The organism is Pedobacter psychrodurus (genome assembly GCF_032678585.1).
Lineage (GTDB): Bacteria > Bacteroidota > Bacteroidia > Sphingobacteriales > Sphingobacteriaceae > Pedobacter > Pedobacter psychrodurus_A.
The window spans coordinates 38472-53832 of record NZ_JAVTSN010000048.1 but is presented as its reverse complement, the minus strand read 5'-3'; the positions used below and the strand labels follow the sequence as shown (position 1 = coordinate 53832).

Sequence of the window (15361 nt, the reverse complement as noted above, 5' to 3'; positions counted from 1 at the left end):
TACTTTGAGTCGACTTGCCCCCATTATCTCCTGTCATTTATATTGATTTTTATGCAATAAATTATACCCCAGGGTGAGAATATCTGGTTTTCTATTTGGTTTTACCACCAAGACACAAAGGCACAAAGAAAGTTTATGTTTGAGTTGGAGATAGCTTGATGTACGTTAAAAGATGTTACTGTCGTTCTCCATCTAAACCTGACATTCGCGGAAAGCCCGGAGGCAAATTCTTCATTTGCCGAGGACTTGAAGCATTGGCAGGACTGACGATGATAGTAGCACCACATCTGCTTTTCAAAAAAAACAAAAAAATGGCGTTTGATAAATCTTTAGTCAGCCCTTCGACTACACTCAAGGTAACAATACTTGGTTATCTATTTGGTTTTACCACCAAGACACAAAGGCACAAATTGATTAGTTTCATATCAAGAAAACAGCCCTTCGACTCCGCTCAGGGTAACCATTAAAAAGCGCTACAATCTTTCCCTATCTAAACCTGACATTCGCGGAAAGCCCGGAGGCAAATTCTTCATTTGCCGAGGACTTGGAGCATTGGCAGGACTGACGATGATAGTAGCACCGCATCTGCTTTTCAAAAAAAAAAATGGGTGTTTGATAAATCTTTAGTCAGCCCTTCGACTACACTCAAGGTAACAATACTTGATTATCTATTTGGTTTGACCACTAAGGCACGAAGGCACAAATTGATTAGTTTCATATCAAGAAAACAGCCCTTCGACTCCGCTCAGGGTGACAAAACTTAAGAATATTCTGCGTCTCCGTGGCTAACAATCCGCTGTGAATTCTGTGGCAAAAAGCCTATGCGTAAAACTTAAGATACGTTTTAATGATAAGCCAGAAAGCAAAAAAGATAATCACCACACCTGCAATTTTATTCAGTTTTTTTAAGGCATCTTCTTTTATTTTATAACGGAGTTTACTCGAGTAGAAACTCTTTGCGCCATCGATACTGAGTTGTGTGGCCATGGCGATAAAAAAGCAGACTAATTTTTCGTTAAGCATGTTGTTGAGCTTCACGGAGATAATACCGCTTACGATAATCCAGAACATGAGGGTAGAAGGGGTGAGGATACACATTAAAAATCCTTTAATTACGTAGCCCCGTTTACTTACCTTTTGCAAGGTACTGCTGTCGTAATGCACGGTGATTTTAGAAACGAGATAATAGATACCCACCGCTAACAAAAATAGGCCACCAATGGAGCCTACATATTTATCAAATTCTGCTTTGTAATCGAAAAACTGGCTGCCAAAAAGGACCAGTGCGATGAGGACGATATCGCTGATAATGACGCCAACGGCTAAAGAAAACCCAGCTTTGAAGCCCCTTTCTATGCTGGTTTTGATCATTGCAAAAAATACAGGCCCTGTTAAAAACGACGAAATAATCCCTGCCCCAATACCTAATAAAATGGCTTCAAACATGCATTTTTGTGTTTACGAATTGCGAATATGCAATTTTATAGTTAAACATATATGAAATAATGTAATCTATTTTGTTAAATGAACAATTGTTAAATATTGTTTACCACTATAAATACTGTTAACGCTTCTTTTTTGTTTTCCATATAATTGTTATATTTATCCTGTCCAATATTCTCAAATCAAATATTGGCTTAGTATTAATAATTCAAGATCTCTTCATACCACATCCCTGGGTATAATTTAAGAGTAGAAAATAATCATCCCAATTATTTTAAGATTACAAAGAAAATGTACATCGCATTTTTTTTGTCTGGTATTCATTTTTTTATAAACCATAATAATTGAAACAATGAAAAGATTATTTTTTTTAATGCTAATCCTGCCTTTCGCAGCTGTTGCACAGGAAGGTGGTACCCGCTTTGAACAGCATCTGAGCTGGGCACAAGCGAAGGAAAAAGCCAAAAAGGAGAACAAATACCTGTTTGTAGATTGTTTTACCACCTGGTGTGGGCCTTGTAAGCAAATGAAAAACGAGGTTTTTCCGCAACCAAAAGTAGGCGATTTCTTTAACAAAAACTTTGTAAATATTGAAGTGCAGATGGATAAAACCGCAAAGGATAATGCGGAAGTAAAGGCCTTTTATGCTGATGCCGCAAGTATTGCCGAAAAGTACAAAGTTAAAGCTTACCCAACCTATTTGATATTTTCGCCTGATGGCGAACTGGTTCATCAATTTGTAGGGAGTCGTAGGGCAGATGATTTTATTGCGGTAGCAAATAAAGCGTTTAAACCTGAAACGCAATACATCACACTCCTTAAAAAGTATGCGGCAGGAGAAAAAGATCCGGCATTTTTAAGAGCATTTACAGCCGGGGCCGCTGATGCAGGCGATGATGGCACCAGGGATAAAGTGGTAGCAGAATATTTGGCCAGTCAAAAAGATTTATATACCAAAGAAAACCTGGAATTTTTAGGCAGCTTTATCACAAGCAGCAAGAGTAAGGGTTTTGAGGCGATTTTGAAAAATCCGGATAAAGTTGATGCGATTTTAGGAAAGGGGAAAGCAAGTAATATGCTCACTCCTGTCATCATGAATGAAGAGGTCTATAATCTGGCAAACAGTAAGGCAGAGATAAATGTCGACGAATTGGAAGCGAAAACAAAGCTGAAATACCCATCAGTGGATTTAGCTAAAAGTTTTGCGCTGTTTAGGGTGCAGTGGTATCAATATTATAAAAAAGACTGGCCAGCTTTTCAAACAGCCGCATTGAGTTATATGCGTACATATGGGAATGATGTGGATGTTAATACCCTAAATAACCTGGCATTTACGGTATTTAAAAACTGCCACGATCCGGCCTGCGTTGCAGAAGCTTTAAACTGGAGCAAACGAAGTGTAGAAGATACAAAAAGTGGGGTTCCTTCTTTTATAGATACCTATGCCAATTTATTACATAAGGCTGGTAAAACCGAAGAGGCCATACAGTGGGAAGAAAAAGCGATAAACTTAGCACCAGAAGCTGAAAAAGTCAATTATCGTAATGTTTTGGATAAGATGAAAAAGGCTGAAAAAACCTGGTAAGCACTGAAAATACTTATTCCATTTTTTTAAACATTAATCAACTGAAACAATGAAAAGATTATTTTTTTTAATTCTGATGTTACCTTTCGCAGCTGTTGCACAGGAAGGCGGTACCCGCTTTGAACAGCATCTGAGCTGGGCACAGGCTAAGGGAAAAGCTAAAAAGGAGAACAAATATCTGTTTGTAGATTGTTTTACCACCTGGTGTAGCCCTTGCAAGAAAATGAAAAACGAGGTTTTTGCGCAACAAAAGGTAGGCGATTTCTTTAACAAGAACTTTGTAAATATTGAAGTGCAGATGGATAAAACCGCAAAGGATAATGCGGAAATAAAAGCCTGGTATGCTGATGCCGCAGTTATTGCCAAAGCGTACAAAGTTGTCGCTTACCCAACCTATTTAATTTTTTCTCCCGATGGCGAGCTGGTTCATCAAATGGCAGGTAGCCAAGACGCAGATGCTTTTATTGCTGATGCAAATAAAGCGTTTAAACCTGAAACTCGATACCTTGCACGCGTTAAAAAGTACCAGGCAGGAGAAAAGGATCCGGCATTTTTAAAAGCACTTGCTGTTGCAGCCGCTGAGGCTGGCGATGACGATACTAAAAATAAAGCTGCAGAAGATTATGTGGCTAGCCAAAAAGATTTATATAGCAAAGAAAACCTGGAATTTTTAGGCCGGTTTACCAAAAGCAGCAAGAGTAAAGGTTTTGAGTTGATTTTGAAAGATCCGGATACAGTTGATGCTGTTTTAGGTAAGGGAAGGGCAGATGAAATATTGAAATATGTGATCATGACTGAAGCGGCAGCTACTTTAATAGAGAGTAAAGTAGCGATAAATATGGATGAATTTGAGGCAAAAACGAAACTGAAATACCCCTCGGTAGATTTAGTTAAAGAATTTAGTCTGTTTTGGGTTCAGTTTTATGATTATACAAAAAATTGGCCAGCCTTTCAGACAGCAGCGTTAAATTATATGCGTATATATGCAATGAAGCAGAGCCTTATTTCTTAAATTTTGTAGCAGCCGCGGTATTTGAAAACTGCCACGATCCGGCCTGTGTTGTAGAAGCTTTAAACTGGAGCAAACGAAGTGTAGATGGTACAACAAGTAAAAACCCTGCTTTTATGGCTACATATGCCAACTTATTGCACAAGTCGGGCAAAACAGCAGAGGTCATTCAATGGGAAGAAAAAGCGATAAACTTAGCACCTGAAGCTGAAAAAGTCAATTATCGTAACGTTTTGGATAAGATGAAAAAGGGTGAAAAAACCTGGTAATCAGTGAAATAATCAACCGGTTTTTTTTAAAACCCTAATCAACTGAAACAATGAAAAGATTATTTTTTTTAATGCTAATGTTACCTTTCGCAGTTTTTGCACAAGAAGGTGGTACCCGCTTTGAACATAATCTGAGTTGGGCACAAGTTAAGGAAAAAGCAAAAAAGGAAAACAGATACCTGTTTGTAGATTGTTTTACCACCTGGTGTGGGCCTTGCAGGCAAATGAAAGACGAGGTTTTTCCACAACAAAAAGTAGGCGATTTTTTAAATCAGAACTTTGTAAATATTGCAATCCAAATGGATAAAACCGCAAAGGATAATGCGGAAGTAAAGGCCTGGTATGCTGATGCCGCAAGTATTGTCGCAAAGTATAAAATTAAACTTTACCCCACCTTTTTGATATTTTCCCCTGATGGCGAACTGGTTCATCAAATTGTTGGTAGTTGTGAGGCAGATGTTTTAATTGCCGAGGCAAATAAAGCGCTTAAACCTGAAACGCAATACTTCACACTCGTTAAAAAGTATGCGGCCGGAGAAAAAGATCCGGCATTTCTAAAATTATATGCTGCTGCAGCTGCTTCAGCTGCTGATTATGGTACTTCGGATAAATTAATGGCAGAATATTTGGCTACTCAAAAAGATCTATATACTAAGGAAAATCTGGAATTTTTGAAACAATTTACCATAAGCAGCAAGAGTAAGGGTTTTGAGGTCATGTTGAAAGCTCCGGATAAAGTTGATGCGGTTTTAGGTAAGGGGATGGCTGACAAAATATTGAGCCCTATCATTATGAAAGAAGAGGCCTACAATTTGGTGGGCAGTAAACCAGAAATAAATGTCGACGAATTGGAGGCAAAAACGAAGCTGAAATATCCATCTGTAGATTTAGCTAAAGGTTTTGCGCTGTTTAGGGCTGGCTGGTACCAATATGCAAACAAATGGCCAGCCTTTCAGGTGGCCGTATTAAGTTATATGCGTAAATATGGAAATGAGGTCGATGTTAATACTTTAAATAGTTTTGCATGGTCGGTATTTCAGCACTGCGATGATCCGGCTTGCGTTGCAGAGGCATTAAACTGGATAAAACCGGTTGTTGAAGGTGCAAAAAGTGAAGACCCTAATTTTATTGTTATTTATGCCAATTTATTGCACAAGTCGGGTAAAACAAAGGAGGCCATTCAGTGGGAAGAGAAAGCCATGAACTTGGTTCCGGAAACTGAAAAATCCACTTATCAAAAAACGATAGCTAAGATGAAAAAGGGTGAAAAAACCTGGTGAACCCAATTTAACCAAGATAAAGAATAAAAACCGGGCGCTAAACACGCATCCGGTTTTTTGTTGTTTTAAAGGCATAGTGTGCGTTGTACACTAATTTTGTTTAGATGTGCTGTTTATTGTTTTTTTTATTTATGTTTAGAGCCACTAAAAACTAAATTTAAAAAATGAGTTCAGAACAAACACAAACCAAGTGGGGGCAGTTTATTCCTTTGGTCACGGTATTCTTTTTCTGGGGCTTTGTGGCCGCCAGTAATGATATTTTAATACCGGTATTTAGAAAAGCTTTTGATTTGTCGCAAGCCGAAAGTCAATTGGTTTCGCTGGCATTTTATATTGCGTATACCGTAGGTGCTTTAATTTATAACGGTATCTCTGTGATTATTGGACAGGATATAGTGAACAAATTGGGTTACAAAAATTCGTTGGCACTAGGTTTGGTTATTTCTGCACTTGGAACTTTATTGTTTTACCCTGCAGCAAACCTGCACTCCTTTCCTTTAATGCTTTCGGGTTTATTTATCGTGGCATTGGGTTTTTCATTACAACAAACAGTGGCCAATCCATTGGCGATTGCTTTAGGGCCGATTAAAACAGGCTCGCAGCGTTTAACCCTCGCTGGTGGTATCAACAACTTTGGTACAACCATCGGACCGCTTATTGTGAGTTTTGCCATTTTTGGTTCGGCTGCCAACGCAAGTACTGATATCAGCATCGAAAGTGTTAAAATTCCTTACCTGATTTTAGGTGTTGCTTTTATTGCAGTTGCTGTTTTCTTGAAGTTGTCGTCGTTACCTGATCGACCAGCTTTGGTTGAAGCTGTTGTTGATGATACTAAATCGATTAAGGGCTCTGCTTTACAATATCCTCAACTCGTTTTGGGTATGATTGCCATCTTCGTTTATGTAGGTGTAGAAGTGTCTACGGCAAGTAACTTGCCGGCCTATATGGAAAAAGATTTAGGCTTTGCGATTAAAGATATTGCTCCTTACATCTCTCTATATTGGGCAAGTATGATGATCGGACGTTGGACTGGCGCTGTTGAAGCTTTTACCGATAATATAAGTACACAAAAAGTATTAAGGTTTATCGCGCCCTATTTGGCCTTTGGGATCTTTTTAGCCGTAAATGCGATTGCCAAACATGATCTTGCTCCATTTTATGTATATGGTTTAATTATTTTGGTATTAATTGCTGCCGATATGGCGAGTAAAGGTAATCCTGCACGTATGTTGTTAATCTTTTCTGCAATAGGTATTGCGGCCTTGCTTATCGGGATGCTTACCAAAGGAATGGTGAGTGTTTATGCCATTACCAGTGTTGGTTTGTTCTGTAGCACTTTATGGCCTTGTATATTTACCTTAGCCGTAAGCGGTTTAGGTAAACACACCAGTCAGGGCAGTAGCTTCTTAATTATGATGATTATGGGCGGTGGTATTATTAGCTGGGCTCAGGGAGCAGTATCAGAATTTACAGGTATCCAATACAGTTATATAGTAGGTATTATCTGTTTTGCTTACCTGGCCTTTTATGCCTGGAAAGTTGCCGGCATATTAAGATCACAGGGAATTAACTTCGACCAGAAAATTTCTGGCGGACATTAATTTTTAATAAAGTATTTTTGCAGCCACAGCGATTCGATTCGCTGTGGCTTTTTTAATTTTATACATGACTAACAAACCCTCCTTCGATTCGATATTTATGAACCTGGCCACCGATCTGGCTGCCCGTTCGCATTGCGTGCGTGCACATGTTGGTGCTGTACTAACAAAAGATACCAGAATTATTTCTATCGGTTACAATGGTCCGCCGGCAGGTACACACAATTGCGATGAAGAATGGCCAGAGCATGGTTGTGCACGCGATAGTAAGGGAAGCTGCTCTTTGGCCTTACATGCCGAAGAAAACGCCATCCTGTATGCCTCTAAAAACGGGTCGAAGATAGAAGGTTGTACATTATACACTACTTTGTCGCCCTGCATTGCCTGCGCCAGGTTAATTTTGTCTTCTGGTATTAAACTGGTGTATTATTCGAAATCATATGCGGCCTACAAAGGTTTACCCAGCGATGAAGGTGTAGATTTTTTACGGAAGTTTGGGGTGGAAGTAGTTTTAATGGAATCTTAGGGGGTACTGGTTTATTTGTCATTGGTTCATTGGTGAATCGCGCGGCGCCTTAAAAAGTTTAACATGGGTAGCGTGGGGCATAACTTCGTAAGTATAAGAAGGGGGTACTGACTTCGAGCTTTCGGGTTTTTAGTTATATGGCTTAATCGGTTAACTGAAAGTCATCTAAATACATCATCTAAATACATCTTGACAACTTGACAAGTTTTGTTTATATTTGATTATAAAACTATTAGCGATGAAAACAATGTCGGTTGGGGAATTTAAAGCTCACTTTTCTGAAGTTCTTGAAGATGTTAAAGCAGGTATTGGTATTGCAGTAACTTATGGAAGAAAAAAAGAGGTTATTGGTTATTTTGTTCCTGATCTGGAAGAAAATAACGAGCGTAAAATAGGCATGCTCGATGGGAAAGCAGAAATAATATTCAAAGATGATTTTAAAATTACGGAAGAGGAGTTTTTGGGCCTATGACATATCTCTTAGATACTCATGTGCTAGTATGGGCATTAATGTACTCAACTAAACTCTCAGAGACATGTTTGGAGATTTTAAAGAATAAGAAAAATACAATTCTTGTTAGCACAATTAGTTTCTGGGAAATATCTTTGAAACATTCAATGAATAAATTAGATATTTTAAAAATTATACCAGAAGCTTTACCTGAACTTGCAGTCGAGGCGGGATACAAGCTTTTGCCTCTTTTGCCAGGCGATGTGGCCAATTATCATCAGCTAAATGCCAGCTGGCATCGTGATCCTTTTGATAAGATGTTGATATGGCAGGCTATCCAAAAAGATATAACCTTAATTAGTAAAGATGAAGACATCAATAAATACCAATCAGCAGGCTTGAAAGTGATTTGGTAGTTGTTATCATTAGCTCATCTGTCATTCGTTTACTGGTTTATAGGTTAATTGTTTAAATCGGTTAACTGTAGGCCAACCTAACCGCCACGCTCCAGGCGCTTAGCTTTTTCCACCAAAAATCTTAAATCTACCATCTCAAATCTCATATCTAATTGGTACCTTTGCGGATGCAAGAAAAAATCATTATCGTCGATTTTGGTTCGCAATTTACACAACTCATCGCTCGTAGGGTTCGCGAACTAAATATTTACTGTGAAATATATCCATATAACAATCTTCCTGAGATTACCGAGGATGTAAAAGGTGTTATCTTTTCGGGTAGCCCATACTCTGTTCGTCAGGAAGATGCTCCTCAAATCGATTTATCGAAGTACCATTTAAAATATCCATTATTGGCTGTTTGTTATGGTGCACAATACATTGCCCAACACTCTGGTGGTGCTGTTCAGCCTTCTTCAACCCGCGAATATGGCCGTGCCAACTTAAATTTTGTCAACCAGGAGAATAAATTATTTAAAGGGATCAACATCGACTCACAGGTTTGGATGAGTCATGGCGATACCATTACCGATATTCCTGAAAACTTTGAGCTGATTGCCAGTACCGATAGTGTTAAAGTGGCCGCATATCACATCAAAGACTCTGATACTTATGCCATTCAGTTTCACCCTGAAGTAACGCACAGCATTGATGGAAAAATCCTTTTAGAAAACTTTTTGGTTGATATCTGTGGCTGTAGCCAGGATTGGACTTCTGCTGCTTTTGTTGAAACGACCATCGCCGATATTAAAGCTACTGTTGGTAATGATAAAGTTGTTTTAGCCCTTTCGGGAGGTGTTGATAGCAGTGTTGCAGCGGTACTCTTGCATAAAGCCATCGGCACAAACCTGCACTGTATATTTGTTGATAATGGTTTATTGCGTAAAAACGAATATGAAAGTGTTTTAGAGCAGTACAAAGATTTCGGCTTAAACATTAAAGGCGTTGATGCAAAGGATAAATTCCTGGGCCAGTTGGCCGGGGTAGAAGATCCGGAAACAAAACGTAAAATTATTGGTCGTGTGTTTATCGAAGTTTTCGACGAAGAATCGCACCTTATTCAAGACGTGAAGTGGCTGGCACAAGGTACAATCTATCCTGATATTATCGAATCGGTTTCGGTTAAAGGTCCATCGGCAACCATTAAATCGCACCATAATGTAGGCGGTTTGCCCGATTTCATGAAACTAAAAGTTGTAGAGCCACTTAAAACTTTATTTAAAGATGAAGTAAGAAGAGTAGGTACAGCTTTAGGCTTAGAGTCGTTTATTTTAGGCCGTCACCCTTTCCCAGGACCAGGCCTGGGTATCCGTATTATTGGTGAGGTAACCCCGGAAAAAGTAGCTATCTTACAGGATGCCGATAAAATTTATATCGATAATTTGAAAGAAGCAGGTCTTTACGATCAGGTATGGCAGGCTGGTGCAATCTTTTTACCGGTTAGATCTGTTGGTGTAATGGGTGATGAGCGTACTTATGAAAATGTAATTGCATTAAGAGCGGTTGAATCACTTGATGGTATGACAGCGGATTGGTGTCATTTGCCTTACCCAGTGTTGGCTAAAATTTCTAACGAAATCATCAATAAAGTGAAAGGCATCAACAGAGTGGTGTACGATATCAGCTCTAAACCGCCAGCAACGATCGAGTGGGAATAGTTCAGTTGTGAGTTTTCAGTTTGGAGTTTTCAGTTCAAACTGTATAAAATAAATAGTATGCTAGCAAGGTGGAATAAACTTTGCTAGCATATTTTGTTAAAAATGATAGGTATGAATTTCAAGAAGGTTTATTGGTTGCCAGTTTTGTTTACTTTGTTTTTGGGTGCTTGTTCGCCTAAAATCAGGACCCCTAAACCCGAAACAAAGAAACCTGAAGAAAAAGAAAAGCCTGCTGATAAAAAGCCGATCAAAAAGTTTTCACAAGCCAGTGTTTCCTTACTTGTTCCATTTAAGCTGGATGAGCTGAACTTAAAAACAGCTACAAAAGCCGAAATCGAGAAATATGCCATGCCAATCGATTTTTATCAGGGTTTTAAATTGGGACTGGATTCTGCAGCGGCACAAGGTTTAAATTTTAAACTGAATGTTTTTGATACGCAGGATGATAATGCGCATATCTCCACCTTGTATAAAAATGAGCGGTTTAAACAGAGCAACTTAATTATTGGCCCCGTTTTTCCCGAAGGATTGAAATTTATATCCAATTATTCAAAAGAGAATAATGCGACTATTGTTTCTCCTTTAGCGGCTACTGAGCCTACCGAGTTTAATAATCCGAATCTGGTTTCGATTGTAAACAATATTGGTTTGCATGGGAAAAAAATTGCTTCTTATATCGCTAAAAGCTTTAATCCGGCGAACACTATCGTAGTCCTCATTAATCCAAAGAAAACGGAAGATGAACAATTTGCTGCACCGATTAGAAGTTATCTGCAGAGTAATACCAAGTTTTTGGTACAAGAGTATGCCTCAGCTTATACCTTTGAAACCAAAATGATCAAAGGCAAACAGTACGTGGTGGTGGTTACCTCATCCGATCGTACTTTTGTATTGCCAACAATAGAAAAATTGTATAAGTTGAAAAATTTGCCTACCGGAGGATATGGTATCAATCTATTTGGGCACCCCAACTGGGTAAAACAGAATTATCCTACCGATAAACTGCAAGATTTGAATACCATTATCAGCTCATCCTATAAAATAGATTACAAAAGCGGTAATGTAGTTACTTTTATCAAAAAATACCGTTATAAATATGGTTTTGAGCCCGGGGAATATGCCTTTAAGGGATTCGATATTGGTTATTATTTCGGTAAGTTATTGGTCACCTACGGCGAAGATTATAAAGACTATATCGTAAAGGAAAAATACAAAGGACTTCATAATAATTTTTCATTTATCCATGACGAAAAATTAGGCTATATTAACACGAGTTTAATGCTGTTGAAGTTTAAAAACTTTGCGCTAAGCCCAGTTGAGTAATCCAGAAATTTCTTCCATTTTAATTATTGCATGAGAGCAGACCATCAGTTAAGAGCCTTTGAACAGATTTTAAGTAGTTACGATGGAAGTTTGCCTTTACATCGCTTTCTGCCGGCTTATTTTAAGCAACATAAACAAATGGGTTCATCGGATAGAAGATGGGCCACACGTCATATTTATAGCTTTTTTAGACTAGGGAAAGCCTTATCTGCACTTCAGCCTGAAGAACGTTTGAGCATTGCCGATTTCTTGTGCCATGATACGCTTAGCCTCATTGTAGAGAAAAACCTGCCCGACTTAAAAGAGCGCATTAATTTGCCTCTTGAAGAGAAATTAGCGCTGATTAAAGCTAAATATCCTGACTTTGATCTGGGGCAGGTATATCCTTTTAACACCGCACTTTCTGGTGATGTGGATAAAGAAGCATTTTTTACCTCTTTCTTTAAACAACCTGATCTTTTTATCAGGGTGGCAGTAGAAGATGCTCCGGCAATCATTTCTAAACTGGAAGAAGAAAACATTGCGGTTAAAGCGATTTCCGAAACTGCGCTGGCTTTACCTAATGGGACTAAATTGGAAACGATTTTAAAAGAGGGGAGTTATCAGGTTCAGGATTTATCTTCGCAACATACCGGCGAATATTTTAGGCCAAATAAATGGGACAAATGGTGGGATTGCTGCGCTGCATCTGGCGGTAAAACCTTACTATTGCACAGTTTTGAGCCGGTAATCGAACTTTTGGTTTCGGATTTACGGGAAAGCGTACTCTTGAACCTGGATGAACGTTTCCGCTTGGCGGGAATTAAAAAATACCATAAAAAAGAACTGGATCTTTTGCAGAACAATGATCAGGTTTTGCACCATTATCAGTTTGACGGAATTATCTTAGATGCGCCTTGTACCGGTTCAGGAACATGGGGCCGGACGCCCGAAATGCTTACTTTTTTCGAAGAACGTAAAATCAATCAGTTTGCGGCAATTCAGAAAGGTATTGTGCAAAACATTGTGAAATACTTGAAACCCGGTAAACCTTTAATCTATATTACCTGCTCTGCTTTTGAAGCTGAAAATACAGCGGTTGTGCAGCATATGATCGACACCTTACCATTAGAATTGGAAAAAATGGAATTGATCAAGGGTTATGAAAATAATGCCGATACGATGTTTGTGGCGAGGTTGATTAAGAAGAGCCAGGATTGATCGGGATTAAATGATTGTAGGATCGGATAGGAGGAGCCAGGATTGATCGGGATTAAATGATTGTAGGATCGGATAGGAGGAGCCAGGATTGATCAGGATTAAATGATTGTAGGATCGGATAGGAAGAGCCAGGATTAATCAGGATTAAAGGATTTTAAGATCAGGTGGCTTATTAATTTGCCATTGTTAGTACCATTTTCCCGAGCGATCGTCATGCTGAACTTGTTTCAGCATCTTTGTTGCAAAATAGACGTTAAAATGGATTACATTCGGTAAGCTAATATTAGGCTTGGTTTACTGCATACCTTTCTCGTGCGCTACATATAAAGGTGACAACACTATAATTAAACCTAAGTGTGTTCAAACCAGGATTTGAAATTCTTTCTGAAGTACTTCACCGCTTCAATTAAAACGGCTACTGCTCCAATAATTAAGGTATATTCTTCAAAGCTGTTCATTATCTTGAGCTTTATTGTTAGATGAATATACGGAATTATTGTTACAGATTGATGGAAGGAATGTCATTTATATCGTATTCTCGTCTTAATCTACATCATCCATATCCCATCTCACATCATCCACCCCTAAAGCCCTGTATTGTTCCTGAACAGCTTTATCGCTATGGCCAATAAAATTACCCCAAAGGCCTTGCGCAGGATGTTCAAACCCGATTTTCCGAAAAGTTTTTCCAGTCTGTTTGTATTCTTCAATACGAAATACACAAACAACATGTTGAGGATAATACCCACCAATATATTCTGCGTATGGTACTCTGTTTTTAGCGAAAGCAGGGTAGTCATTGTTCCTGCACCAGCAATTAAAGGGAAAGCCAGGGGAACAATTGAAACGGTTTCTGGTGCTTCTTCTTTAAATATGGTTAACCCTAAAACCATTTCCATGGCGATAAAGAAGATTACAAATGATCCCGCAATGGCAAAAGATTCTACATCCAATCCGATTACTTTTAAGAGCGATTCTCCTACAAATAGAAAGAGGATCATTAATCCTGTAGCCACAAGAGATGCTTTTTCCGATTCGATATGGCCTGCTTTTCTACGCAGCTCGATCACCACAGGGATAGCCCCTAAAATATCGATAATAGCAAAGAGCACCATCGTAGTCGATAGGATCTGGCTTAAGTTGAACGTCATAAAATCGAATTTCATAGCGGGACAATTTTAATCAAAGGTAGCGGAATTTGTTTCAATTCCTCAATTGAACCATTATTTATTAGAAATAGAACTGCGTTCTTAAAGTAAGCACATTGTCTTTTCTATCAGCAGTATAACCCTCAATTTGAGTCGATTCATTTTTAATGATATCATAATAGAGCACAGCCTTGAAATGAGGATTAAAATGATGTAAAAAACCAAAGCCAAAAGTATCAAAACGCACATCGGCAGGAGATAGGCCGCGGTCGCTGGAAATATCAAGGCCTTTTACTTTCGAGTTTGGATCGTACCAGTCGTATTTTAAGATCAATTGATTATCTGTACTATTTAATGTTTGTACGAAAGTGAGGTAAGCACCATTAAAGGTTCTGGTATAATAGGGCAGCGCCACCGACTTACTATCAACAGGGTAGGAACCAGGTGTTGTTGAGGTAGTTGAAGTACCCGTTTGAAGACCCGATACCACTTCGGCCCTTAATTCCGATTTCCAGCTTTTAGTTTTAGACGCCAATTGGATGTCGGCGCCATAATACCTCCGGGGAGCAACCTTATTGATTGTGTTAACCGACGAATCCTTCACCATCCTCCATTGATCGTTGGATCGGTCCATTTTGTAACTTACCGGCAAACGATGGTTTAAGCCACCCTGTAAGGTGCTTATGCCACCTGCGATAGTAAAGTTGTTAAAGGCATAGGTTTTATGGCTTAACCTGAAGATAAAATCTTTACTGTTGTCAAACTCTCCTGCGCCCGCTAAACCCTGTCCGTTATAAATACCGAAATCGAAAACAAAGTTCTTGAGTTTAGCATCCTTCCAGCGGGGATTTAAACTAAAGGTAACGCCAAGATCACGCTCTGTTTTCATTAAAATCTGCGACATCCGGCCACGCTCAGGTGCTTCTCTAACCGAAGAAGATAATTGCAGCTCATTCCCAAACGGACGGCCTGAGAGTCCCATGGTAACGGCGAATAGTTTCCATTTATTTTCATAATAACGGCCCCAGAAATCTCTTACAGCTACGCCTTGCTCAGTACCATCAAACTGAAGTACAAAATAGGTGGAGGGAGCACCATCGTCGGTTAAAAGCATATAGTCGGCCCTTAATCTACCGCGTCGTAACCTGAACCGGTTATTGGTAAACTCGCCAAAATTTCCACCCTGATATTCAGCCTGTGTACCATTTGATTGTGCCACCTGGAATTGTGGCTGTAAATATCCGCTAAACGATAATGAGCCGTACTTCTTTGATATAATGAGCAAATGATTAACCGTTGTAGAATCCATTACGTCGTTAATGGTTCTTTGCGCATAGCCTATGGAAGAAAACAACGGCAGAAATGCGATGATCAGAAAATATACCCTTTTATATCTGGCAAAATGGCGGTTCATGT

Annotated in this window: 14 protein-coding genes; 11 read left to right on the top strand and 3 right to left on the bottom strand. The window is 39.0% G+C overall.

Annotation, left to right across the window (positions count from 1 at the left end):
• Positions 1-819 precede the first annotated feature (819 nt).
• Positions 820-1446 carry a LysE family translocator gene (locus tag R2S57_RS24855; protein ID WP_316847618.1) on the bottom strand — a complete coding sequence of 209 codons (627 nt, stop codon included), beginning with the start codon at positions 1444-1446 and terminating at the stop codon, positions 820-822.
• 349 nt (positions 1447-1795) lie between these two features.
• On the opposite strand from R2S57_RS24855, the gene R2S57_RS24850 reads away from it, so the two are divergent.
• From R2S57_RS24850 to R2S57_RS24800, 11 genes are all read left to right on the top strand, one after another.
• The gene (locus R2S57_RS24850) at positions 1796-3028 is read left to right on the top strand and encodes a thioredoxin family protein (RefSeq protein WP_316847617.1); all 1233 of its coding nucleotides are present in this window, start codon (positions 1796-1798) and stop codon (positions 3026-3028) included.
• A gap of 49 nt (positions 3029-3077) precedes the next feature.
• On the top strand, positions 3078-4040 hold the full coding sequence (locus R2S57_RS24845; protein WP_316847616.1) for a thioredoxin fold domain-containing protein: 963 nt from the start codon (positions 3078-3080) through the stop codon (positions 4038-4040).
• Positions 3968-4306 carry a hypothetical protein gene (locus R2S57_RS24840; RefSeq protein WP_316847619.1) on the top strand — a complete coding sequence of 113 codons (339 nt, stop codon included), beginning with the start codon at positions 3968-3970 and terminating at the stop codon, positions 4304-4306. The genes R2S57_RS24845 and R2S57_RS24840 overlap by 73 nt, the downstream gene beginning before the upstream one ends.
• A 50-nt stretch (positions 4307-4356) precedes the next feature.
• A complete protein-coding gene (locus tag R2S57_RS24835) occupies positions 4357-5586 on the top strand; it encodes a thioredoxin family protein (RefSeq protein WP_316847615.1) in 1230 nt (409 codons plus the stop codon).
• A 164-nt stretch (positions 5587-5750) separates the two neighbouring features.
• Positions 5751-7187 carry an MFS transporter gene (locus tag R2S57_RS24830; RefSeq protein ID WP_316847614.1) on the top strand — a complete coding sequence of 479 codons (1437 nt, stop codon included), beginning with the start codon at positions 5751-5753 and terminating at the stop codon, positions 7185-7187.
• 64 nt (positions 7188-7251) lie between these two features.
• On the top strand, positions 7252-7710 hold the full coding sequence (locus tag R2S57_RS24825; RefSeq protein ID WP_316847613.1) for a dCMP deaminase family protein: 459 nt from the start codon (positions 7252-7254) through the stop codon (positions 7708-7710).
• A gap of 238 nt (positions 7711-7948) precedes the next feature.
• Positions 7949-8182 carry a prevent-host-death protein gene (locus tag R2S57_RS24820; protein WP_316847612.1) on the top strand — a complete coding sequence of 78 codons (234 nt, stop codon included), beginning with the start codon at positions 7949-7951 and terminating at the stop codon, positions 8180-8182.
• Positions 8179-8577, top strand: a complete 399-nt coding sequence (locus tag R2S57_RS24815) for a type II toxin-antitoxin system VapC family toxin (RefSeq protein ID WP_316847611.1) — start codon at positions 8179-8181, stop codon at positions 8575-8577. The genes R2S57_RS24820 and R2S57_RS24815 overlap by 4 nt, the downstream gene beginning before the upstream one ends.
• Positions 8578-8744: 167 nt before the next feature.
• Entirely contained in the window at positions 8745-10274 is a 1530-nt protein-coding gene (guaA, locus tag R2S57_RS24810) for a glutamine-hydrolyzing GMP synthase (protein ID WP_316847610.1), read from the top strand.
• 111 nt (positions 10275-10385) lie between these two features.
• On the top strand, positions 10386-11597 hold the full coding sequence (locus R2S57_RS24805) for an amino acid ABC transporter substrate-binding protein (RefSeq protein ID WP_316847609.1): 1212 nt from the start codon (positions 10386-10388) through the stop codon (positions 11595-11597).
• Positions 11598-11627: 30 nt separating this feature from the next.
• On the top strand, positions 11628-12797 hold the full coding sequence (locus R2S57_RS24800) for an RsmB/NOP family class I SAM-dependent RNA methyltransferase (protein WP_316847608.1): 1170 nt from the start codon (positions 11628-11630) through the stop codon (positions 12795-12797).
• A 584-nt stretch (positions 12798-13381) separates the two neighbouring features.
• Here R2S57_RS24800 and R2S57_RS24795 read toward each other — a convergent pair.
• Positions 13382-13948, bottom strand: a complete 567-nt coding sequence (locus R2S57_RS24795; RefSeq protein ID WP_029274105.1) for a MarC family protein — start codon at positions 13946-13948, stop codon at positions 13382-13384.
• 79 nt (positions 13949-14027) lie between these two features.
• Positions 14028-15359 (bottom strand): porin, encoded by a 1332-nt coding sequence (locus tag R2S57_RS24790; RefSeq protein WP_316847607.1) that lies wholly within the window; start codon positions 15357-15359, stop codon positions 14028-14030.
• Positions 15360-15361 lie beyond the last annotated feature (2 nt).

What these genes read in the sequence shown, in the direction of transcription:
- R2S57_RS24855 (WP_316847618.1), bottom strand. Translation starts at nt 1,446, where the DNA reads ATGTTTGAAGCCATTTTATTAGGTATTGGGGCAGGGATTATTTCGTCG.
- R2S57_RS24850 (WP_316847617.1), top strand. Translation starts at nt 1,796, where the DNA reads ATGAAAAGATTATTTTTTTTAATGCTAATCCTGCCTTTCGCAGCTGTT.
- R2S57_RS24845 (WP_316847616.1), top strand. Translation starts at nt 3,078, where the DNA reads ATGAAAAGATTATTTTTTTTAATTCTGATGTTACCTTTCGCAGCTGTT.
- R2S57_RS24835 (WP_316847615.1), top strand. Translation starts at nt 4,357, where the DNA reads ATGAAAAGATTATTTTTTTTAATGCTAATGTTACCTTTCGCAGTTTTT.
- R2S57_RS24830 (WP_316847614.1), top strand. Translation starts at nt 5,751, where the DNA reads ATGAGTTCAGAACAAACACAAACCAAGTGGGGGCAGTTTATTCCTTTG.
- R2S57_RS24825 (WP_316847613.1), top strand. Translation starts at nt 7,252, where the DNA reads ATGACTAACAAACCCTCCTTCGATTCGATATTTATGAACCTGGCCACC.
- R2S57_RS24820 (WP_316847612.1), top strand. Translation starts at nt 7,949, where the DNA reads ATGAAAACAATGTCGGTTGGGGAATTTAAAGCTCACTTTTCTGAAGTT.
- R2S57_RS24815 (WP_316847611.1), top strand. Translation starts at nt 8,179, where the DNA reads ATGACATATCTCTTAGATACTCATGTGCTAGTATGGGCATTAATGTAC.
- guaA (WP_316847610.1), top strand. Translation starts at nt 8,745, where the DNA reads ATGCAAGAAAAAATCATTATCGTCGATTTTGGTTCGCAATTTACACAA.
- R2S57_RS24805 (WP_316847609.1), top strand. Translation starts at nt 10,386, where the DNA reads ATGAATTTCAAGAAGGTTTATTGGTTGCCAGTTTTGTTTACTTTGTTT.
- R2S57_RS24800 (WP_316847608.1), top strand. Translation starts at nt 11,628, where the DNA reads ATGAGAGCAGACCATCAGTTAAGAGCCTTTGAACAGATTTTAAGTAGT.
- R2S57_RS24795 (WP_029274105.1), bottom strand. Translation starts at nt 13,948, where the DNA reads ATGACGTTCAACTTAAGCCAGATCCTATCGACTACGATGGTGCTCTTT.
- R2S57_RS24790 (WP_316847607.1), bottom strand. Translation starts at nt 15,359, where the DNA reads ATGAACCGCCATTTTGCCAGATATAAAAGGGTATATTTTCTGATCATC.